The organism is Olleya sp. YS (genome assembly GCF_029760915.1).
Lineage (GTDB): Bacteria > Bacteroidota > Bacteroidia > Flavobacteriales > Flavobacteriaceae > Olleya.
The window spans coordinates 1,543,664-1,566,425 of the sequence record NZ_CP121685.1 but is presented as its reverse complement, the minus strand read 5'-3'; the positions used below and the strand labels follow the sequence as shown (position 1 = coordinate 1,566,425).

Annotated in this window: 23 protein-coding genes and 1 tRNA gene; 15 read left to right on the top strand and 9 right to left on the bottom strand. The window is 31.7% G+C overall.

The window, feature by feature from the left end; translation table 11 throughout:
* Positions 1-28 precede the first annotated feature (28 nt).
* The 15 genes from Ollyesu_RS07105 to Ollyesu_RS07035 all read left to right on the top strand — a co-directional run bounded on the left by Ollyesu_RS07105 (position 29) and on the right by Ollyesu_RS07035 (position 16,482).
* Positions 29-721, top strand: a complete 693-nt coding sequence (locus tag Ollyesu_RS07105; RefSeq protein WP_279300542.1) for a glycosyltransferase family 2 protein — start codon at positions 29-31, stop codon at positions 719-721.
* Complete coding sequence (locus Ollyesu_RS07100; protein ID WP_279300541.1) at positions 718-2,208, top strand: glycosyltransferase family 2 protein; 1,491 nt, start codon at positions 718-720, stop codon at positions 2,206-2,208. Before Ollyesu_RS07105 ends, Ollyesu_RS07100 begins: the two co-directional genes overlap by 4 nt.
* A gap of 108 nt (positions 2,209-2,316) precedes the next feature.
* Positions 2,317-3,690 (top strand): glycosyltransferase 87 family protein, encoded by a 1,374-nt coding sequence (locus tag Ollyesu_RS07095; RefSeq protein WP_279300540.1) that lies wholly within the window; start codon positions 2,317-2,319, stop codon positions 3,688-3,690.
* A gap of 158 nt (positions 3,691-3,848) precedes the next feature.
* Complete coding sequence (gene rplM / locus Ollyesu_RS07090) at positions 3,849-4,304, top strand: 50S ribosomal protein L13 (RefSeq protein WP_279300539.1); 456 nt, start codon at positions 3,849-3,851, stop codon at positions 4,302-4,304.
* Positions 4,304-4,690, top strand: coding sequence for a 30S ribosomal protein S9 (gene rpsI / locus Ollyesu_RS07085; protein ID WP_279300538.1), 387 nt, complete (start codon positions 4,304-4,306; stop codon positions 4,688-4,690). The genes rplM and rpsI overlap by 1 nt, the downstream gene beginning before the upstream one ends.
* 184 nt (positions 4,691-4,874) lie before the next feature.
* Positions 4,875-5,657, top strand: coding sequence for a 30S ribosomal protein S2 (gene rpsB, locus Ollyesu_RS07080; RefSeq protein WP_279300537.1), 783 nt, complete (start codon positions 4,875-4,877; stop codon positions 5,655-5,657).
* 84 nt (positions 5,658-5,741) lie between these two features.
* Positions 5,742-6,701, top strand: a complete 960-nt coding sequence (gene tsf / locus Ollyesu_RS07075; RefSeq protein ID WP_111659757.1) for a translation elongation factor Ts — start codon at positions 5,742-5,744, stop codon at positions 6,699-6,701.
* 200 nt (positions 6,702-6,901) lie between these two features.
* Entirely contained in the window at positions 6,902-7,609 is a 708-nt protein-coding gene (gene pyrH / locus Ollyesu_RS07070) for a UMP kinase (RefSeq protein WP_111659756.1), read from the top strand.
* 70 nt (positions 7,610-7,679) lie between these two features.
* Positions 7,680-8,237 (top strand): ribosome recycling factor, encoded by a 558-nt coding sequence (frr, locus tag Ollyesu_RS07065; protein ID WP_279300536.1) that lies wholly within the window; start codon positions 7,680-7,682, stop codon positions 8,235-8,237.
* A gap of 85 nt (positions 8,238-8,322) precedes the next feature.
* The gene (locus tag Ollyesu_RS07060; protein WP_279300535.1) at positions 8,323-9,060 is read left to right on the top strand and encodes a TlpA disulfide reductase family protein; all 738 of its coding nucleotides are present in this window, start codon (positions 8,323-8,325) and stop codon (positions 9,058-9,060) included.
* Entirely contained in the window at positions 9,047-10,336 is a 1,290-nt protein-coding gene (locus Ollyesu_RS07055) for a DUF5686 family protein (protein WP_279300534.1), read from the top strand. Before Ollyesu_RS07060 ends, Ollyesu_RS07055 begins: the two co-directional genes overlap by 14 nt.
* Positions 10,337-10,399: 63 nt before the next feature.
* Positions 10,400-12,808 carry an efflux RND transporter permease subunit gene (locus Ollyesu_RS07050; protein WP_279300533.1) on the top strand — a complete coding sequence of 803 codons (2,409 nt, stop codon included), beginning with the start codon at positions 10,400-10,402 and terminating at the stop codon, positions 12,806-12,808.
* 41 nt (positions 12,809-12,849) lie between these two features.
* Positions 12,850-14,280: an asparagine--tRNA ligase gene (asnS, locus tag Ollyesu_RS07045; RefSeq protein WP_279300532.1), complete on the top strand. Its 1,431-nt coding sequence runs from the start codon at positions 12,850-12,852 to the stop codon at positions 14,278-14,280.
* A 52-nt stretch (positions 14,281-14,332) separates the two neighbouring features.
* Positions 14,333-15,793 (top strand): RNA polymerase factor sigma-54, encoded by a 1,461-nt coding sequence (gene rpoN / locus Ollyesu_RS07040; protein WP_279300531.1) that lies wholly within the window; start codon positions 14,333-14,335, stop codon positions 15,791-15,793.
* Between the two features lie 83 nt (positions 15,794-15,876).
* Entirely contained in the window at positions 15,877-16,482 is a 606-nt protein-coding gene (locus Ollyesu_RS07035; RefSeq protein ID WP_279300530.1) for a hypothetical protein, read from the top strand.
* Here the strand turns inward: Ollyesu_RS07035 and Ollyesu_RS07030 are convergent.
* From Ollyesu_RS07030 to Ollyesu_RS06990, 9 genes are all read right to left on the bottom strand, one after another.
* Positions 16,477-17,172, bottom strand: coding sequence for a porin family protein (locus Ollyesu_RS07030; RefSeq protein ID WP_279300529.1), 696 nt, complete (start codon positions 17,170-17,172; stop codon positions 16,477-16,479). The genes Ollyesu_RS07035 and Ollyesu_RS07030 overlap by 6 nt on opposite strands.
* A gap of 124 nt (positions 17,173-17,296) precedes the next feature.
* On the bottom strand, positions 17,297-17,767 hold the full coding sequence (locus Ollyesu_RS07025; protein ID WP_279300528.1) for a biopolymer transporter ExbD: 471 nt from the start codon (positions 17,765-17,767) through the stop codon (positions 17,297-17,299).
* 10 nt (positions 17,768-17,777) lie between these two features.
* The gene (locus Ollyesu_RS07020; RefSeq protein ID WP_279300527.1) at positions 17,778-18,386 is read right to left on the bottom strand and encodes a biopolymer transporter ExbD; all 609 of its coding nucleotides are present in this window, start codon (positions 18,384-18,386) and stop codon (positions 17,778-17,780) included.
* Positions 18,387-18,388: 2 nt separating this feature from the next.
* Positions 18,389-18,862 (bottom strand): hypothetical protein, encoded by a 474-nt coding sequence (locus tag Ollyesu_RS07015; RefSeq protein WP_111659746.1) that lies wholly within the window; start codon positions 18,860-18,862, stop codon positions 18,389-18,391.
* Positions 18,863-18,891: 29 nt separating this feature from the next.
* Positions 18,892-19,680, bottom strand: a complete 789-nt coding sequence (locus tag Ollyesu_RS07010; protein WP_279300526.1) for a MotA/TolQ/ExbB proton channel family protein — start codon at positions 19,678-19,680, stop codon at positions 18,892-18,894.
* A 222-nt stretch (positions 19,681-19,902) separates the two neighbouring features.
* A tRNA-Ser gene (locus tag Ollyesu_RS07005) sits at positions 19,903-19,990 on the bottom strand.
* Between the two features lie 73 nt (positions 19,991-20,063).
* Positions 20,064-21,095, bottom strand: coding sequence for an asparaginase (locus Ollyesu_RS07000; protein ID WP_279300525.1), 1,032 nt, complete (start codon positions 21,093-21,095; stop codon positions 20,064-20,066).
* A gap of 69 nt (positions 21,096-21,164) precedes the next feature.
* Positions 21,165-21,932, bottom strand: a complete 768-nt coding sequence (locus tag Ollyesu_RS06995) for a TatD family hydrolase (protein ID WP_279300524.1) — start codon at positions 21,930-21,932, stop codon at positions 21,165-21,167.
* Positions 21,933-22,002: 70 nt separating this feature from the next.
* Positions 22,003-22,758, bottom strand: a complete 756-nt coding sequence (locus Ollyesu_RS06990) for a tetratricopeptide repeat protein (RefSeq protein WP_279300523.1) — start codon at positions 22,756-22,758, stop codon at positions 22,003-22,005.
* Positions 22,759-22,762: the final 4 nt, after the last annotated feature.

Genomic DNA, 22,762 nt, shown 5'->3' with positions numbered 1-22,762 from the left:
GTACTTTTGCAACCTGATAATATATTAAATGCCCATTATTAAAGTCATTATTCCTGCCTACAATGAGGAAGATTCTATAGCAAAAGTTATACAAGATATTCCAACTATTGTTCAAGAGGTCATTGTAGTTAGCAACAACTCAACAGATCAAACAGAACACCATGCAAAACAAGCTGGTGCTACCGTTTTAATTGAAAGTCAAAAAGGCTATGGATATGCCTGTTTAAAAGGCATGGATTATATTACTAATCAAAAGCAAAAACCAGATATTATTGTGTTTTTAGATGGAGATTATAGTGATTATCCTGAAGAATTAACAAAAATTGTTGCTCCAATTTTAGAACATGATATCGATTTTGTGATTGGTGCTCGCACAAAAAAGTTAAGAGAGTCTGGTAGTATGACTCCTCAACAAATTTTTGGAAATTGGCTAGCTACCTCATTAATGAAATTATTTTTTGGTGCCAAGTTTACAGATCTTGGACCCTTTAGGGCTATCAAATACAATAAGTTATTAGCACTTAATATGGTAGATAAAACCTATGGTTGGACTGTAGAAATGCAACTAAAAGCCCTTAAGCAAAAACTAAGCTACACAGAAGTACCTGTTAACTACAGAAATAGAATTGGCGTCTCAAAAGTTTCAGGAACCGTAAAAGGTAGTATATTTGCTGGCATTAAAATTTTATCGTGGATCTTCAAATACAGTTTTAAAAAGTGATTCTAGAAACCATAATTATCATTATTTATACTATAGCACTCGTACTAATCTTCTTGTATGCTTTAGCGCAATTAAACTTAATGTTAAATTATATTGCTGCTCAAAAAAAGGTAGATAATGGACCGACATTCGATTTTAATAATTCAGATGAAATTCCTTTTGTAACCATTCAACTTCCTGTGTTTAACGAGTTGTATGTTATGGATAGATTACTAGATAATATTGCATTAATAGACTATCCAAAAGATAAGTTGGAAATACAAGTTTTAGATGATTCTACAGACGAAACCGTTGCAACTACAAAAGCACATGTAGAACAATTAAAAGCACAAGGATTAGACATTTCTCATATAACAAGAACTAATAGACAAGGTTTTAAAGCAGGTGCTTTAAAGGAAGGATTAGAGGTTGCTAAGGGAGAATACATTGCTATTTTTGATGCGGATTTCCTACCACAACCTAATTGGCTAAAAAAGACCATTCCTTATTTTAAAGATCCAGAAATTGGCGTAGTACAAACACGTTGGGGACATATTAACAGAGATTACTCTACACTAACAAAAATCCAAGCTTTTGCTTTAGATGCGCATTTTACTTTAGAGCAAGTTGGACGTAGTAGCAAAGGTCACTTTATCAACTTTAACGGAACTGCAGGTGTCTGGCGCAAGCAATGTATTATTGATGCAGGAAATTGGGAAGGTGACACGCTTACCGAAGATTTAGATTTAAGCTACAGAGCACAACTTAAAAACTGGAAATTTAAATATTTAGAAAATGTTGAAACTCCTGCTGAATTGCCAGTTGTAATTAGTGCAGCAAGATCACAACAATTTAGATGGAATAAAGGTGGAGCAGAAAATTTTAGAAAAATGCTAGGTCGTGTACTTAGAAGTAAAAATATTTCAGCTAAAACAAAACTTCATGGTATATTACATTTATTAAATAGTACCATGTTTTTAAACGTACTGATTGTAGGTGTATTAAGTATTCCTATGTTATACATTAAAAATGAATACGCACATTTAAGACCCTATTATTATGTTCTTAGTTTTTTTGTAGTTAGTACCATTATCTTTTTTGTCTGTTATTGGGTAATGTATAAAAAAAGTCATGGAAATACGTTTAAAGATTTTTTAAAGTACATCGCCTTGTTTTTTACGTTTTTCTCAATAGCAATGGGTTTTTCGTTACACAATTCTATTGCAGTTTTAGAAGGTCATTTAGGTAAACGTAGTGAGTTTGTACGTACACCAAAATTTAATATCAGTACGCTTAAAGATAGTTGGAAAGGTAACAAGTACTTACGTAAAAACATATCTATACATGTTATATTTGAAGGTGCTTTAATGCTATATTTTGCATTTGGTATGTATAGTGCGTTTATAGTAGGAGACCAAGGTGGTGATTTTGGATTATTCCCATTTCATTTAATGTTAACCATTGGTTTTGGGTTTGTATTTTTTAAATCTTTAACATCTAAAGCTTAATTTTTTTTATAGCGTTACCACAAGGGTCGCGTCTTACATTATATCTTTATTTTGCCATATATGGCAGCAAAATAAAGGATGCCATTTCAACCGCTAACGCAAACCGTTATGCTAAACACATTTATTTTAAAAAAAAACAAATTAACAACCTTTTTAATAGTGTTAAGCTTGTTTATGTATGGTGTGTTTGCTTATGATTTGGTTAGAACTGACTATTTAAAACTAATAGTATTATACACAGGACTATTTATTTGCTTCTATAAAATAATTCAACAAAACAAAAACAATTTTAAATTATTAGTGATTATAGCTATTATTAGCAGACTAGTATTTTTGTTAGCTATTCCAAATCTTTCACAAGATTTTTATCGTTTTATTTGGGATGGACGACTAATTTTACAAGGTATTAATCCCTATTTATACACTCCTCAAAGCTTCATTTCCGATGGACAATTCCCTATTAATCAAGCACAAGAGTTGGTTAATGGTATGCAAGTATTAAATGCCAGTCATTATTCAAATTACCCACCATTAAATCAGTTGTTTTTTATTATTGCTAACCTGTTTTCTACTTGTAGTATTTTAGGCTCTGTAATAGGATTAAGATTAATAATCATAGCAGCAGATATTGGGACATTATATTTTGGCGGTAAACTTTTAACAAAACTGGGTTTAAAAAAGCATAAAATATTCTGGTATACTTTAAATCCTTTTATAATAATAGAGCTGACAGGTAATCTTCATTTTGAAGGTATCATGTTATTCTTTTTAATCTTTAGTTTGTATTTGCTAAGCACTAATAAATGGAAATGGTCAGCAATAATTTTTGCTTTATCTATATCAACTAAATTAGTACCACTTTTGTTTTTACCATTATTTATAAAATGGTTTAGAACTAAAAAAAATAACACCGATTTTAAAAAGCTTATCAGTTTTTATATAATTATTGGTATTACAACTATAATACTATTCGTCCCATTTTTCTCAATGCAATTCGTTAATAATTATTCGAAAACTGTAGGTTTATGGTTTAGTAATTTCGAGTTTAATGCTAGTATATATTATATATTAAGAGCTATTGGATATCAAATTACAGGATATAATCAGATAGCTCTAATAGGAAAAATTCTACCACTACTAGTTTTTATAATTATATGGATATTAGCTTTAAAAAGAAAAAATCAAAATCTACCTATTTTAATGGTAAGTATGCTATTTGCAATGACTTGTTATCTACTATTAAGTACAACTGTACATCCTTGGTATATAGCAACTATATTACTACTAAGTGTGTTTACTAATTACAAGTATGCTATCGTGTGGAGTTTTATAATAATTATAAGCTATTTGGCGTATGCAAATGCAGACAATATAGAGAATTTATGGGTTATTGGTTTGGAGTATCTCATTGTGTTTAGTATTCTGTTTTGGGAAATCTTCAAAAAACCATTACAATTTACTTTAAAAAAAACAAACGAGTAATACTTCAAGTCCTAAAACACAAGATGTTTTTAAGACTAAAAAGATATCCACAGACTTATTAAATAAAAGTCCTTTCACTATTTGGTAATCAAATATATAATCGTAAATTTGCAAACTCTTTTTGAGAGAGGAATGTTTAATAAAAAATAATTAATAACGTGGACACATTAAGCTACAAAACGATTTCAGCTAATAAAGTTACTGCAGATAAGCAGTGGGTTTTAGTAGATGCTGAAGGTCAATCATTAGGGCGTTTGTCTTCTAAAGTTGCAAAACTTTTAAGAGGAAAACACAAGCCTAGCTTCACACCACACGTTGATTGTGGAGATAACGTCATTGTTATCAATGCAGAAAAAATCAACTTAACAGGAAACAAGTGGAATGACAAAACGTACATTCGTCACACAGGTTATCCAGGTGGTCAAAGAAGTTTAACTGCTACAGAAATGTTTGGAAAAGATCCAGCAAGATTAGTAGAAAAATCAGTAAAAGGAATGTTACCTAAAAACAAATTAGGTGCAGATTTATTCCGTAATTTAAATGTTGTTGTTGGTTCAGCTCATACGCATGAAGCACAAAAACCAACAGTAATTAACTTAAACGAATTCAAGTAATGGAAGTCATTCACAAAATTGGTCGTCGTAAGACCGCAGTTGCTCGTGTGTACCTTTCTAAAGGAAAAGGAAACATTACGATTAACAGTAAAGACATTAAAGACTACTTCGATACAGCAACATTACAATACAAAGTAAACCAACCATTAGCTTTAACAGAAAATGAAGGTAACTTTGATATTAAAGTAAATGTATTTGGAGGAGGTATTACAGGTCAAGCAGAAGCTATCCGTTTAGCAATTTCTCGTGCTATGTGCGAGTTAAATGACGAAAACAGAGGTATTCTTAAACCTGAAGGATTATTAACAAGAGACCCAAGAATGGTAGAGCGTAAAAAATTCGGACAGAAAAAAGCGCGTAAAAAATTCCAATTCTCGAAACGTTAATACAATTTATTATGTTGTCACCTCGAGCGTAGTCGAGATGCGCAACGCAAAACAAAAATTTAAACTAGTTATTGTTGTCCTAGTCCAAAAGACAGGATTTAGTTTAGCATCTAAATAATTAAGGCGATTTTAAATAATGACCACTTAATTATTGCTAATTCAACAGAACGTAAACTATTACAAAATGGCAGTAGAAGTAAAAGAATTACTTGAAGCAGGTGTACACTTCGGTCACCTAACACGTAAGTGGGATCCAAACATGGCTCCTTACGTATATATGGAGCGTAACGGTATCCATATTATAAACCTATACAAAACAGCAGCTAAAATGGACGAAGCTGGAGATGCATTAGCAAAAATTGCAGCTTCAGGTCGTAAAATTTTATTTGTTGCAACAAAAAAGCAAGCAAAAGATATCGTAGCAGAAAAAGCTGGAAACATCAACATGCCTTTCATTACTGAAAGATGGCCAGGTGGAATGTTAACCAACTTTGTAACTATCCGTAAAGCAATCAAAAAGATGGCGACTATAGATAGAATGAAAAAAGACGGTACCTTTTTAACCTTATCTAAAAAAGAACGTTTACAAGTTGACCGTTTAAGAGCTAAGTTAGAAAAAAACTTAGGGTCTATCGTTGACATGACACGTTTACCAGGTGCTTTATTTGTTGTTGACATTAAGCGTGAACATATCGCGATTAAAGAAGCTCAAAAATTAAACATTCCAATTTTTGCAATGGTAGATACTAACTCTGATCCACGTCAGGTAGATTACGTAATACCAGCAAACGATGATGCTTCTAAATCAATCGATAAAATTTTAACGCACGTTACAGACGCTATTACAAATGGTCTTAACGAGCGTAAAGCTGAAAAAGCTAATAAAGAAGCAGCTAAAGATGCAGTAAAAGCAGAAAAGGCAGCTCCAAAAAAGGCAGTAGCAGCTAAAAAAGAGGAAGAAGAATAAAATAACTATTTCAAAACACAAACAAGTCGTTTAATTCTTTCTTTACAGAAATAAATTGAACGACTTTTTTAAATTATAATTACCATGAGTGAAGTAAAAATTTCAGCAGCAGAAGTAAATAAATTAAGAAAAGCAACTGGTGCAGGTATGATGGATTGTAAAAAAGCCTTAGTAGAAGCTGGAGGTGATTTTGATGCAGCAATCGATGTATTACGTAAAAAAGGACAAAAAGTAGCAGAAAAAAGAGCAGACAGAGACTCTTCAGAAGGTGCTGCTGCAGTAAAAATTAATGATAACAACACTGTAGGTGTTGCTATCGTATTAGGATGTGAAACAGATTTTGTTGGTAAAAACGAAAATTTCTTAGCATTAGCAAACCAAATGGCTGAAAAAGCAATCAACTTTGATAATAAAGAAGATTTCTTAGCATCAGATTTTGGTGGTATGACCGTTGCAGAAAAATTAGTTGAGCAAACTGGTGTAATTGGTGAAAAATTAGAAATCAACGCTTTTGAAAAATTAGAAGCACCTTATGTTGGATCTTATGTTCACATCAATAAAATCGGAGCTTTAGTTGGTTTATCTCAAGAAGATGAAACTGTAGCTAAAGACGTAGCAATGCAAGTAGCATCTATGGGAGCAACAACTTTATCTTACAAAGATTTTGATCCTGCATTTGTCGCTTCAGAAACTGAAGCTAGAATTGCAGTTATCGAAAAAGATAATGAAGAGTTAGCACGTTTAGGTAAGACGCTTAAAAATGTACCTCAGTACATTTCTATGTCTCAATTAACTCCAGAAGTTTTAGCTCAAGCTGAAGCTGATGCTAAAGCAGAATTAAAAGCTGAAGGTAAGCCAGAACAAATCTGGGACAAAATCTTACCAGGAAAAATGGATCGTTTTATTTCTGATAACACGACTTTAGATCAAGAACAATGTTTACTTGACCAGAAGTTTATTAAAGACGAAAAAATGACTGTTGCAGATTATGTAGCATCTAAAAACGTTGAAGTAACAGGTTTTAAACGTGTGTCTTTAGGATAACAAATTCCTGCTTAAGCAGAAATAATTATAAATCAAACCACTACTCTATTACAGAGCTAGTGGTTTTTTTATGCGCTTTTATAAAATAAAAAGAAACGCAACAGGTAGGTATTCATTCTAAAAAAATAAAAAAAATGTGTAGCTTTGTCAAACTCTTGTTCCCTCAAAAATTGGGAATCTCATAATCGTTAGATTAGACTATGAAATATAAAAGAATACTCCTTAAATTATCAGGTGAAGCTTTAATGGGAAATCGCCAGTATGGTATAGATCCCGAACGTTTATCAGAATACGCAGAAGAAATTAAAGCAGTCACCGAAAAAGGAATTGAAGTGGCTATTGTAATAGGTGGTGGAAATATTTTTAGAGGTGTTGCAGGTGCTATGAATGGTATGGATCGAGTACAAGGTGACCATATGGGAATGCTAGCAACAGTAATTAATGGATTAGCACTACAACAAGCATTAGAAGATGCAGGTGTTAAAACTAGATTACAAACTGCTATAAAAATAAACGAAGTTGCAGAGCCTTTTATACGCAGAAAAGCGATGAGTCACTTAAAAAAAGGGCGTGTAGTTATTTTTGGTGGAGGAACAGGAAACCCATATTTTACTACAGATTCTGCTGCTGTTTTAAGAGCAATCGAGATTGAAGCAGATGTTATTTTAAAAGGCACACGTGTAGATGGAATTTACAATGCTGACCCAGAAAAAGACAGTTCGGCAATTAAATTTGATCACATTACTTTTGATGATGTGTTACGTAAAGGATTAAAGGTAATGGATACCACAGCTTTTACTTTAAGTCAAGAAAACGATTTACCAATTATTGTATTTGATATGAATACAACAGGTAATTTAATGAAAGTCGTTTCAGGAGAAAATATCGGAACACAAGTAAGTTTATAAAATAGATTATTATATTAGGTTTAAAATTGGCTCGCTTTTTGAAAGTCATTCAATATTAAATTACATTACAATGAACGAAGAGATTACATTTATTATAGATACAGCTAACGAAGCAATGGATAAAGCCATTAAGCATCTAGAAAAGCAATTTGTAAATATTAGAGCCGGAAAAGCTAGTCCTGCAATGTTAGGTAGCGTTATGGTTGACTATTATGGTTCTCAAACACCTTTAAGTCAAGTAGCCAACGTCAACACACCTGATGGTAGAACCATTACGGTTCAACCATGGGAAAAAGGAATGCTTCAAGAGATTGAAAAAGCTATTATGGTAGCAAATCTTGGATTTAACCCAATGAATAATGGAGAAAGCATTATAATTAACGTTCCGCCTTTAACAGAAGAACGTAGACGTGATTTAGCTAAACAAGCTAAAGCTGAAGCTGAAGACGCTAAAGTAGGAGTTAGAAACGCACGTAAAGACGCCAATAACGATATTAAAAAAGTAGAAGATGCATCTGAAGATGTACAAAAAAACGCAGAAGCAGACGTACAAACATTGACAGATAAATTCGTTAAAAAAATTGACGATATATTATCTAATAAAGAATCAGAGATTATGACTGTATAACTCTAAAAAAAGCGACTTGTTAGTCGCTTTTTTTATACCTTGTACAAGGTTTTTACGTTGTATTGTTTTACCTAAATTACCAATTATGAAGTTTTTAAAGTCCATCTGTATTATTATTACCTTTTTAGTTTTTGGATTACTTCAAGCTCAAGACTATAAGTTTATACCCAAAGATCAGCGTTTGTTAACAGATGAAGAAGTTAAGACAATGGAGATTATGATAACTCCAGATGTTTTATTGTTTAACGAAAGCGGGAAATTACTACCTATGTCTCAAGTTGAATTGATGACTAATTCAGATTATAAACCTTTGTTTTATGTCGATACAGATAATAAGCTTAAATCCATAGTTTTTAAAAGAGTAAAAGCTAAAGATAACAGAGTGGCAAAAAACCCTGAAGCCGAGTTTACAAAAGGTGAAAAAGCGTTAGATTTTATAGCGACAGATATAGACGGAAACACCTTTAAATTATCAGATTTACAAGGACAAGTCGTCATCCTCAATTTTTGGTTTACTAAATGTGGACCTTGTATTCAAGAAATGCCAGAATTAAATAAACTATCTGAGAATTATAAAGACAAAAAAGTAAAGTTTTTGGCTATTACGTTTAACCAAAAGGATATTGTCGAACAGTTTTTGGAAGAACAAGACTTTACATTTACTATTGTGCCAAATGCTAATGATGTTGTTTCGTTATATGGTGTTAATAGCTTTCCTACAAGCATAGTCATTGATAAAGAAGGTAAAATTGTAGCTAAAGAAGTAGGTTATAGAACCAATATTAAATCTGTACTTACAAAAGCCATCAATGCAGCACTATAATTCTTCTACATTAAAATATCTATTAGTTGTTTTGTGCTTTTTAAGTGTGACTCTAGTCCATGCACAAGAACCCAAAGAAAAAAATTTAAAAGTCAACGACACAACTAAGTCTGGCGAATTGCTAAAACAAATTGGCAATGGGTTTTTCCCAACTAAAGTCTGGAATTTTGATCTAAGATATCTTATCAAATTTAACCAATATGAAGGGTTTAGAACTGGATTAGGAGGTATTACTAATGAAGCGTTTTCTGAAAAATTTAGAATAGATTCTTACCTAGTCTATGGATTTAGAGATGATAGTTTTAAATACAAAATTGGTGGTGGTTTTAGAGTTAATCCTGATACTAAAACTTGGATAAACATCTCCTATATTGACGATTTAAAAGAAACCGGAAGTTCTGCCTTTTTAACCGATAGCAGATCCTTCTCTTTTTTTGAACCACGATTACTCAACATCGATTTATTTCATAAACACATTACTTCTGCTGTCTCCATTGAACATGAAATAAATCCTAAATTATACACAAAAGCAGAGCTGGCTATAAGCAATATTAGACCAACCTATGATTATAATTATGTCTTGGATAATAAAAATTATAGTGGTTTTGAAACATCTACCGCAAAAATAGCATTGCAATGGGACCCTTTTAATTCAACAGTGCAACTAGAAGATGGTACAACTAGCATCAATCAAGGGTACCCAAAATTTACATTACAATACACCAAGAGTTTTAAGGATGTGTTTAATGCAGATTTCAATTTTTCGAAATTAGATTTTAGAACCATTCATAAAATTAAATTAAACAAAGATTCCTACACTATTGGAACACTATCAGCAGGAATTGCACATGGTGATGCACCTTTAACACATTTATATCACGCTTACCCTAATAATATTACCAAAGAAACTATACTTCAACGATTTTCTGTAGCAGGTATTAATAGTTTTGAAACTATGTATTTTAACGAGTTTTTTTCAGACCGTTTTTCTACTTTAGTCATCAAACATTATGTCAAACCTTTTGCAATTGCTAAACGCTTTAATCCTCAATTGGTATTAGTAACGCGATACGCAATTGGTAATATGAATAACATTGAAAGACATCAAAACGTAAGCTTTGAAACCTTAAAACATGGTTACACAGAAAGTGGTTTTGAAATAAATAAACTAATATTTGGCTTTGGCTTAAGTGCCACCTACAGATATGGTGCTTACCACTTATCTAGAGAAGAAGACAATATTGCATTAAAATTCACATTTAATATTACATTATAAAACCAAATTTATCTTAGTAAATACAATGGTTTTACATACCTTTGCTGCGTTTTTTAAAGCATTATGTTAAAACTATTTTCAGCAAACTTTTGGGATGTTGTTGCAAGATTAATTTTGCGCAATAAAATAGCTATTCTATTAAGTGTCATTGTAGTAACAATACTATTTAGTACACAATGGAAGTATATGCGTTTTACCTACACTGAAGCCAATTTGCTACCAGATGATCATGAAGTTAATGTGACTTACAATGATTTTTTAAAAGTATTTGGTGAAGAAGGTAATCTTGTAGTTTTGGGTATTAAAGACTCCACATTATTTACGGTTGACAAACTTAACGCTTGGAATGCATTATCAGATAGTTTTAGAAATAATCCAGAGGTCGAAACAGTTGTCTCTATAAAAGATCTTCAAAAACTAATTAAAGACGAAGAACAAGAAAAGTTTGTACTTGAACCATTTATTAAAGATTCGGTTACATCCATTCAGGAAATAGAAAAACTGACAGATCAATTATTTAATAAATATCCTTTTTACGACAATTTTTTATTCAATAAAGAAACAAAAACGGTTCGTACAGCTATTTACCTTAAAAAAGATATAGTAAATACACCAGCAAGAAAAGAGTTTATAATTAATAATCTAGTTACTAAAATTGACGCGTTTAAAAAAGCTCAAAATTTAGACGTTAGGGTGTCCGGAATGCCTTATATACGTACGCTAAATGCACAAAATATAGTAGATGAAATAAACCTTTTTGTATTAGCTGCATTATTAGTGACATCTTTAATATTCTTTTTATTTTTTAGGTCTTTTAGAGCAACTTTCATCTCGTTAATTGTCGTTAGTATAGGAGTGATGTGGACCTTAGGTATCATAGGATTGCTAGGTTACGAAATTACTGTATTAACAGCATTAATTCCGCCATTAATAATCGTTATTGGTATCCCAAACTGTATTTTCTTAATCAATAAATACCAAAACGAGGTTAAATCTCATGGTAATAAAGTAAGAAGTTTGCAACGTGTTATTACCAAAGTAGGTAATGCGACTTTAATGACCAACGTAACTACTGCATCTGGTTTTGCAACATTTATTTTAACCGAAAGTCAATTACTTAAAGAGTTTGGTGTAGTAGCGTCTTTAAGTATTCTTGCCATTTTTATATTGTGTTTACTTATTATTCCAATTATTTACACTTTTTTACCATTTCCTAAAGACAGACACCTAGAGCACCTTAATAAGCGTTGGATTGGTGGATTTGTAGATTGGATGGAACGTATGGTAAAAGAAAAACGTATTACCATTTACGTGACGTCATTGGTATTATTAATTGTATGCTTAATTGGTATTTTCCAAATAAAAATTTCGGGAAGCCTCATAGAAGACATGCCAAAAAACGCCCAGTTTTTTAAAGATATTCGCTTTTTTGAAGACGAGTTTGATGGTATTATGCCTTTAGAAATCATGGTGGACACCAAAAAGAAGCAAGGTGTCATGAAACCTAGTACTCTCAAACGAATGGATAAAATTGAAGAGTTTATTAACGAAACTCCAGAGTTTTCTAAACCTATTTCGGTTGTTGGATTAGTAAAATATTCTAAGCAAGCTTACTATAATGGTAATCCTAAATACTATCAATTACCTTCTCCAGGACTAGAAGAATCTTTCATTTTAAAATATGCAAAAAACTCGTCTTCAAAAGTAGATTTGTTAACAAACTTTGTGGATAGTACTGGTCAATATGCCAGAATCACCACGTTTATGAAAGATATTGGAACCGACAAAATGGAGCGTATCCAAGAAAATCTTCAAGCTAAAATAGACAACGTATTTCCTAAAAAAAAATACAATGTTACCATGACAGGTAAAGCATTAGTATTTCAAAAAGGAACTAAATATTTAGTAAAAAACTTAGCCATATCGCTATCACTTGCAGTGATATTAATTTCATTATTTATGGCATACATGTTTCGTTCGTTCAGAATGATTATTGTATCTCTTATACCTAACCTATTACCTTTAGTGGTTACAGCAGGATTAATGGGATACATTGGTGTGCCTATAAAGCCTTCCACAATTTTAGTGTTTAGTATTGCATTTGGAATATCTGTGGATGATACCATTCACTTTTTAGCTAAATACAGACAAGAGTTACAAGCCAATAACTGGAAAATTAAAAAATCTGTGTATGGTGCTTTACGCGAAACAGGAGTTAGTATGTTTTACACATCAATAGTTTTGTTTTTTGGATTTTCAGTATTTATTATTTCAAGTTTTGGCGGAACGGTTGCTCTTGGAGCATTAGTTTCTGTAACCTTACTATTTGCTATGTTATCCAACTTACTATTATTACCTTCGTTATTATTATCCTTAGAACGAAGCATTGCCAATAAAGAAGTATTAAAAAAACCAACTATAAATATTATTCCAGAGGAAGATGATGATGAAAATGCCTTTCTTAAAGAATAAAAAATAACAGAAAAACGCTATTTTTAATCAAATTTTTAAAAATGAACTCATACACAGTCGCTACATTACTAAAAGAAACCAAATTACAAGAAGTACATATAAAAGGTTGGGTACGTACCTTTAGAGCTAATCGTTTTATTGCATTAAATGATGGTTCTACATTGCAAAATATCCAATGCGTAGTAGATTTTGAAAATACAGACGAAGACTTACTAAAACGAATCACTACTGGTGCTGCAGTATCTATTACAGGTGATTTAGTAGAAAGTCAAGGAAAAGGGCAAAATGTTGAAGTTAGCGTTACTAAAATTGAAATTTTAGGAGATTCTGATCCTGAAACCTATCCAATACAACCTAAAAAACATAGCTTCGAATTTTTACGCGAAAACGCACATTTACGCACCAGAACCAATACGTTTAGTGCTGTCATGCGTTTACGTTCTTCATTATCTTTTGCAATTCATAAATATTTTAACGATAATGGTTTTTATTATATGCACACACCAATAATTACTGGCAGTGATGCAGAAGGTGCTGGTGAGATGTTTAGAGTTAGCACGCTAGATCAGAAAAAACCACCATTAAATGAAGATGGAACTATAGATTATAAAGAAGACTTTTTTGGCAAGGAAACTAACTTGACCGTTTCTGGTCAGTTAGAAGCTGAAACTTATGCAATGTCATTAGGTAAAGTCTACACTTTTGGTCCAACTTTTAGAGCAGAAAATTCAAATACATCTCGTCACTTGGCAGAATTCTGGATGATTGAGCCTGAGGTAGCTTTTATGGATTTAGCTGGTAATATGGATTTAGCTGAAGATTTTATGAAATCTGTTATAAGCTATATATTAGAACACAATCAAGAAGATTTAGAGTTTTTAGACCAACGTCTTTTTGATGAAGAAAAAACAAAACCTCAAGCAGAACGTAGCGATTTACGCTTAATCGAAAAACTTAAATTTGTTACCGAAAATAACTTTAAGCGAGTTAGTTATACCGAAGCTATTGATATTTTACGTAATAGTAAACCAAACAAGAAAAAGAAATTCAATTATATTATTGAAGAATGGGGAGCCGATTTACAGTCAGAACACGAACGCTTTCTTGTAGAAAAACATTTTAAATGTCCAGTAATTTTATTTGATTATCCAGCAAACATTAAAGCTTTTTACATGCGCTTAAATGAAGATGGGAAAACAGTACGTGCTATGGATATTTTATTTCCTGGTATTGGAGAGATTGTTGGTGGATCGCAACGTGAGGAGCGTCTTGAAGTCTTAAAAGAAAAAATGGCAGCATTAGACATTCCTGAAGAAGAATTATGGTGGTACTTAGACTTACGTAAATATGGTACAGCTGTACACTCTGGTTTTGGTTTAGGTTTTGAACGTTTAGTGATGTTTGCAACAGGAATGACCAATATTAGAGATGTCATTCCTTATCCAAGAACACCCCAAAATGCCGAGTTTTAATTTATAATTAAGACACATTTTATTATCTTTAGTTAAATAATCAAACGCTTATATGCTTAAACAATATTTACAGTTCAAATTATCGCAAAAGTTGTCTCCTCAACAAATTCAATTAATGAAATTGATACAGTTGCCAACACAAGCATTTGAACAACGTTTAAAGCAAGAATTGGAAGAAAATCCAGCGTTAGAAAGTGGTAAAGATGAAGTCTCTGACCAATTAGATGATGATTTTGACAATACGCAAGACGATTTTAATGACAACGAAACTATAGATGCAGGAGAGATTAATGTTGACGATTATTTAAGTGATGATGAAGTCCCAGATTATCGTACCAACGCCAATAATTACAGTGCAGATGATGAGGACAAAAGCGTTCCTTATGCTGCAGGAACATCATTTACACAGCATTTAGTTAATCAATTAAACACATATCGCTTATCTGATGATGAGCGTGATATAGCAATTTTTTTAGTTGGAAGTGTTGATGAAAGCGGTTATATACGTCGAGAATTAAGCGATATAGTTGATGACTTAGCATTTACACAAAGTGTCTATACAGACGAAGATAAAGTGGCTAACATACTTAAAATTGTACACCAATTAGATCCAGCTGGTGTTGGTGCTAGAAATCTACAAGAGTGTTTAAGTATTCAATTACACAGAAAAGAAAAACATCCTGATGTAGAATTAGCCACTCAAATTATTGATAAAGCATTTGACCAGTTTACTAAAAAGCATTACAAAAAATTAATGCAAAAGTTTGATATTACTGAAGATCAGCTTAAAGATGCTATTCATGAGATTGAACGATTAAATCCAAAACCAGGAGGATCTTACGCAGGAAATAACAGAATAGTAGAACATGTCGTACCTGATTTTGCAATTAAAATTGTTGATGGCGAGTTAGAGCTGACACTAAACGGTCGTAATGCACCAGAATTGCATGTGTCTAGAGAGTATAGTAACATGCTTAAAGGATATAAAGAAAGTAAAGACAAAAGTAAGTCTCAAAAAGATGCTGTGATGTTTATCAAACAAAAGTTGGATGCAGCTAAATGGTTTATTGATGCTATAAAACAACGTCAGCAAACCCTTTTTGTAACTATGAGTACTATTATGCATTATCAAAAAGAATATTTTTTAACTGGTGATGAGCGTAACCTTAAGCCTATGATATTAAAAGATATTGCTGATGAGATTGATATGGATGTCTCAACCGTATCGAGAGTAGCTAATAGTAAGTATGTTGACACGCCTTATGGCACCAAATTAATTAAAGAATTCTTTTCGGAATCCATGACTAATGACCAAGGTGAGGAAGTGTCTACCAGAGAAATCAAAAAGATATTAGAAACCGTTATTGAGGAAGAAAACAAAAAGAAACCTTTAACGGACGAAGCTTTAGCCAAAATACTAAAAGAAAAGGGCTATCCAATTGCTAGACGTACTGTTGCAAAATATAGAGAACAGCTAGATATTCCTGTGGCGAGATTACGTAAGAAAATATAATAAATCATCCTAAACTTAAGTTTTAAACTTATATAATTACCTTGGATGAACTTTCAAATACTACTATTTAAATAACATTATAGATGAAATGGTTAATTAAAAGCATATCGTACCTATTTCATCCTATAATTATGCCTGTATTGGCTATACATTTTTACTTTAAAAAAACACCAAGATTTGTTCCAGAAGACTTTGTATATGCCAAGTTAATTTCATTACTTATATTAACTATAATACTCCCTATTTTAGTCTATTTTTTACTAAAAACGTTAAGTAAAGCGGAATCTATTCATTTAAAAACAACTAAAGAACGTATTTTACCTCTTTTAGTAAACTGTTTCATTTTAGGTCTAATTCTAATTAGGGTCTTCCCAATAGACCAGATTCCAGAATTATATTTCTTTTTTATTGGAGTGTTAATTTCTAATATTACGTGTTTACTATTCGCAATCCTGAAATTTAAAGCTAGCTTACATTTGGTTGCTACTGGCGGAGTTTTTATGTTTTTTATAGCTTTCTCGATACATTTTAGTATTAATATAAACGGAAGCTTAGCCCTAATGGCTTTAATAATAGGTGCTGTAGCGACATCAAGACTACATTTAAAAGCACACACAAGCAAAGAGCTAATTGTTGGATTAATTATTGGTTTAGTACCACAATTAATTGTATTGCAATATTGGCTATAAGATATAAAACATTAATCCAATTTTTATAGCACTCATATCCAAAGATTGATTATTAACTGTTGCATTTTCAAACAGGTCATTAAGTCCATAATACAAATAAAAATTCCAAGTATTGTAACCAGCACTCATTGTTAAGCCATATTGAAGTGTATTAAACGTATCGTTATTTTTTAAACGAACATCTATAGGTGTTCCTGAATACCTCGTACTATTCGCAAAAACATAACCTATTTTAAAACCTGTATAAATCCTCCAAAAACTGTATTCTGTTGGTGTTGATGTTCGCCATCTATATTGTATAGGCATTTCTAAAACATAAGTGTAAAATTTATTTTTAGAGAAATCTACCTGGTCAGTATCTAAAACAGAAAATGTGGTTTGCTTATTATTTTCTGAAATCAATATATTACTGTTATAAGAATTTAGCGATACTCCTAAACCAATCCCAATAGCTTTATTGCGTCTTTTATTAATAGGCATATCTCTAATGACTCCAAAGTGTATTCCGCTAGAAAATCCGTTTTGAGAGACATCTTTTGGCTTTTTGCTTAAAAGGTTGTAGGTAATACCCAAATAAAATTGATCTTCTCTATACAGCGAGTCTATAACATTTTTTTTGATTCCCTCATCCTGAGCAACAGCTAATGGAGCCAATAATAAAAGAATTAAAAGCAGTAATAATTTTTTCATGAATTAAATATATTGCTTTAATTGATAGATTAAAAATAAAACCTATAGACTATATTAAAGTTATAAAAAACAAAAGGTGTTTTGAAAATCAAAACACCTTTTGTTATAAAATTAAGAGTAATACTTATTTAAGTCCACTACCTTTTTTGGTGGTGTAATTAATTTTTAATTGTCCTACTTTACGTAAGGCTTGCTCAATGTCAGATACTAATCCCATATTGGTTTCTTTATCTACTTTTAATGCAGCAATTAATTGTGGTATTTCAGCTTCACGTTTAGAAGCACGCTCTGCAGCTACAAATGCTGCAATGTCGTTTAAATCTGCAAACTTATCGTTTAACTGGATTTTAGCTTCTTCACCCATATTTCTGTATTGATCACTAGGTTTACCTGCATAGATAAACATTACAAGATTTTTTTGACCTAGCTTTTCAGTTTGAGCAGCAGAAGGTAGATTGTTTTTAATTTTCAAACTGTTGTCTCTCATTACGGTAGCTACCATAAAAAAGAATAATAGCATGAATACAATATCTGGTAAAGATGCTGTAGAAATAGCTGGCAACTCTTTTTTGCCTCCTTTTTTAAATTTTGACATAGTTTAATAATTATTTAGGTTCTGCTTTAGATATAATTCTTGGATACTTATCCTTAATATTATCTATCTTCTCTTTTAACTTTTCACTTTTAAATTGTGGTGACTTAGAATCGTCGTATGTTAATTCCATTTCTTTAAAAGATCTGTTGTACAATTTCTGTGCTAAACGTTCTCTTAGCTCTGCATAAGCGCTAACTAATTGATCATAAACCACAATAAATGTATCATAGTCTGTTGCTCTAGAGTGTGTGATAGAAATAATGGCTTTGGATGGATGGTCAGATGACGCTGGGTCTTTAGCTCCATTACAATAGGTACACTTGGTACCATCTGTTCCTTCTCCTCCTCCATTGTCAATAAATTTAATGGCTGCTGCTTTTAAATCTTTAACTTTCATCAACTCTTCCTCAACCAACATTTGGTTATCCTTGTTCAATTCAACAGTAAAAATGTTTTTCTGTTTAATTTTTACATCTGGTGGTGGAATATCTGGTGGTAGTTTTGAACTAATACCAGAATCTACTTCAATAGTTGTAGTAACTAAGAAGAATATTAATAATAAGAAGGCAATGTCAGCCATAGAGCCTGCATTAACTTCTGGTGCTGATCTTTTTGCCATAATTATTTAATTAATTTTTTAATTCCAGTGAATAACATGGTTCCTGCAGCTATAACTATTAACGCGTAAAATGCGTATAGTCCAGCTCCAACTAAATGTGATTCTTTGTCAGTTGCAGCAATTCCGTTATAGAAATACTCTTTAGCATCACCTCCAGATAACGCATAAGCAATAACTATTACAGCAAGAAATGCTCCAACACCTATCAATATGTTTTTTAATCCTTTAGACGACTTCATTAAAGAGTTAATCACAGAAATTAATGTTAAAACTAAAGCAATAACTGCAACAACTATAACTAAGTAATATAATGGAGATACTAATGGCATCGTTTCGTTTAAAGGTAAATCCTTGACATCGGTTACTCCGTTTTCAGTTAATAAGTCACTAATATTGCCATTCATTAAAAACCACAATGCAATTGCAATAATCCCAATTAGGATAACTACATAAGTTAGTATTTTTTGTAAATTCATAATATGTTATGATTTAAAGTGGTTAATAATTATTTTTTATACTTAGATAACATATCCATTAAGTTGATAGAAGAATCTTCCATGTCATTAACAATACTATCTATTTTTGCAATAATATAGTTGTAAAAGATTTGTAATATAATAGCAACAATAAGTCCAAATACAGTAGTTAATAAGGCTACTTTAATACCTCCTGCTACTAATGATGGTTGCATATCTCCAGCTGCTTCAATTTTATCGAATGCTTGAATCATACCAATTACTGTTCCCATGAATCCTAACATTGGTGCTAATGCAATAAATAATGAAATCCAAGATACGTTTTTCTCTAATTGTCCCATTTGTACTCCTCCATAAGCTACTACAGCTTTTTCAGCAGATTCTAAATCTCCATCTGCTCTGTCTAATCCTTGATAAAAGATAGAGGCTACAGGTCCTTTTGTGTTACGACATACTTCTTTAGCAGCTTCTATACCACCAGACTGAAGTGCATCTTCAACATCTTGAGTTAATTTTTTTGAATTTGTAGTAGATAAGTTTAAGAAGATAATTCTTTCAATAGCAATTGCCAAACCAAGAATTAAACATAATAATACAATTCCCATAAATCCTGGACCACCTTCAATAAAACGCTTTTTAAGCTCTTGGTGGAACGTTAAATTTTCGCCATCTGCAGTTGTAGTTGCATCAGCTGTTTCATTTTCTTGTTGTGTAAGCACTACAGTAGTTGCAGTAGTCATTGCTACGTTAGTCGTTGCGTTTGCAGTTCCGAATACCATGATACACGCGATGGCTAGGATAGAAAATAATCTTTTCATTTTGTTGTTCTTAATTTTATTAGTTAAAGTGTTAAAGATATAAAAAAATTGCAATTAAAAATAAAAATAACCGCTAAAGAGGTTTAGTAAAACTAAATAGTTCTTCTTATTAACTCTTATTTAATTAACAAAAGATTTTAAATTAAGATAAAATAGTATTTGAAGCTAATTTTAAATCACAAAAACTATTCCAATATCAATAATAAAATTTAAAATCTCTTGCAGAGAGGAAGGGATTCGAACCCTCGATACGCTATAAACGCATACACGCTTTCCAAGCGTGCGCCTTAAGCCACTCGGCCACCTCTCTGTAATTTATTGTTTAATTACAGCAGAGCAAATAACAAAAAAATAAGCTAATGATAAAATTTTGAAGGTTAATTTTAGCTCATTTCTCCACGCAATGCTGTTTCATATATGGTTTTGAACAAGTTAGGGGAAATATTTTGTCCCAACAAATACATCATTTTGCACAAAGCAGCTTCTGTTGTTATGTCTTTTCCGGAAATTAAACCAATACGTTTTAGTTTTTCACTAGTTTCATATTGACCCATTAGCACACTTCCACCAGAACATTGTGTAACGTTAACTATATGTATTCCTTTATTTATAGTTGCTTTTAGTAAATCTAAAAACCAATCTTTAGTCGAACAGTTTCCAGCTCCATAGGTTTCTAAAATAACACCTTTTAGTCCTTCAGAATTAAAAATACTTTCTAAGACCTGTTTTGAAATACCAGGAAACAACTTAATTAATGCAATATTAGCATCTAGTTGTTTATGTACTATTAAATTTTTTCTTGGGTTAGGTTTTAATAAATACTCATGATTTACTTTTAAGTGGACACCACTTTCTGCCAAGTCTGGATAATTTAAACTATCAAATGCTTCAAAGTGTTCGGCATTTATTTTTGTTGTACGATTGGCTCTGTATAATTTATATTCAAAATATAAACCTACTTCTTTTATAACAGGTTTATTATAATGTTGAAGAGATGCAATTTGGATTGAGGTAATCAAATTTTCTTTGGCATCTGTACGCAAGTCTCCAATGGGTAATTGCGATCCTGTAAAAATAACTGGTTTTGCTAAATGCTCTAACATAAAACTTAATGCTGAAGCTGTATAACTCATGGTATCACTTCCATGAAGCACAACAAATCCATCAAAACTGTCGTAGTGCGATTCTATAACTTCTGCAATCTGAACCCAATATTCTGGTTCCATGTTACTAGAATCAATAGGCTTTTTAAATGAATAGGTTTTGATAGAACAATCTAACAGTTTTAATTCTGGGATTCTAACCAATAAATTCTCAAAATCAAACGCACGTAAGGCTCCTGTTTCTGGATCTTTTATCATACCAATAGTTCCACCAGTATATATAAGGAGTATGTTTGGGATGGTTTTGGTCATATTGAATTACGAATTACGAATTTTGAATTACGAATTATGCTTCGACTGCGCTCAGCATGACATTATCATTTAAATTTTAAATACTTTTTTTGAGTTTTCGGTTGTAATTTCGGCAATTTTTTCTTGAGGCACTTCGTAAATTTCGGATAACTTTTCTAAAACCTTTGTAATATAACTACTTTCGTTGCGCTTTCCTCTGTATGGTTTTGGTGCTAAATACGGTGAATCGGTTTCTAAAACAATATGCTTTAAATCTATTTGACTTAAAAACTGATCAATCTTTCCGTTTTTAAACGTCACCACACCTCCAATACCTAACTTCATATTATATGATATGGCTTGATGTGCTTGCTCTATTGTTCCTGTAAAACAATGAAAAATACCGAATAAATCTTCTGATTGTTCTTCTTCTAAAATTTCAAATATCTCGTCAAAAGCCTCACGACAATGGATGACTATAGGTAATTGATGTTGCTTTGCTAGTTTGATTTGAAACCTAAATGCTTCTTTTTGAATTTCTAAAGTACTTTTGTCCCAATATAAGTCGATACCTATTTCGCCTACTGCATAATATGTATGCTGGTTAAGCATCTCTTCTACATGTGATAATTCTTCTTTATAATTGTCTTTTACATGTGTTGGATGCAAACCCATCATTAAAAAAACGCGATCTGAATACTTAGATTGAAGATCTAACATACCTTGTGTGTATGCACTATCTATTGCTGGTACAAAAAACCTAGACACACCAGCATCTAATGCACGTTGCATCATTTGGTCTCTGTCTTCGTCAAAAGCTTCGCTATATAAATGGGTATGTGTATCTGTTATAATCATGTAGCAAAAATAAAAAAGTCATCATGGTTTTGATGACTTTTTAACTAGTATTTTTAAGATTGAAGATGTGTTATTTTAGCTTCTTCAATAATTTAAGTGCTTGACTGTAATCGTCTGCATCTTCAGGAATTTGCTTTAGTAGCTTAATACAATCTTCCTTTTTATCCTGCTTTAATTTACTTAATGCCCAATACCAAGTGGCTTTATTTTTATAAGCTGAGTTTCCATTTGCTATGGTACCTAAAATTGAATCTGCTTGATCAAAATTATCTAACTCAATATTAGTAATGGCATAGTAAAAATTATACTCGACGTTTTCAGGGTTGTCTTTTAATAACTCTTCTAAATAACTTTTTGCTTCTTTATATTCCTTGTTATTAAAGGCTTTTGTTGTTTTGATTAATAGACCAACATTGTCTTCGCTACTTCTCTCTGTAAAATCGATAGTTCCGTGGTCATTAAAATCATAATAATCTGCACCACCAGAAAACTGATTAAATACAAAGAAGCCCATGATTAATGCAATACTTGCTGCTACTGCTAATTTGTAAAAACTAAAGGTCTTTTTAACTTCAACTGGATTTTCTTCGATATCTAATTTGGTAAAATATCTGTGTGAAATGCTATCTAAATTAGCTCTAAAATCTGTAGTGTTATCCTCATTCCCTATTTCATGCTGTAAATGTTCCGATAATTCTTTATAAATAGTGAAGGCTTGTTTGAAGTCTTCATCTGTACTGACTCTGTTTTCAAAATCAGCTATCTCTTCAGAAGATAAATCGCCAGATAGATAATTTTCAAAAAGGATGTAATCTTGTTCTTGCATAACA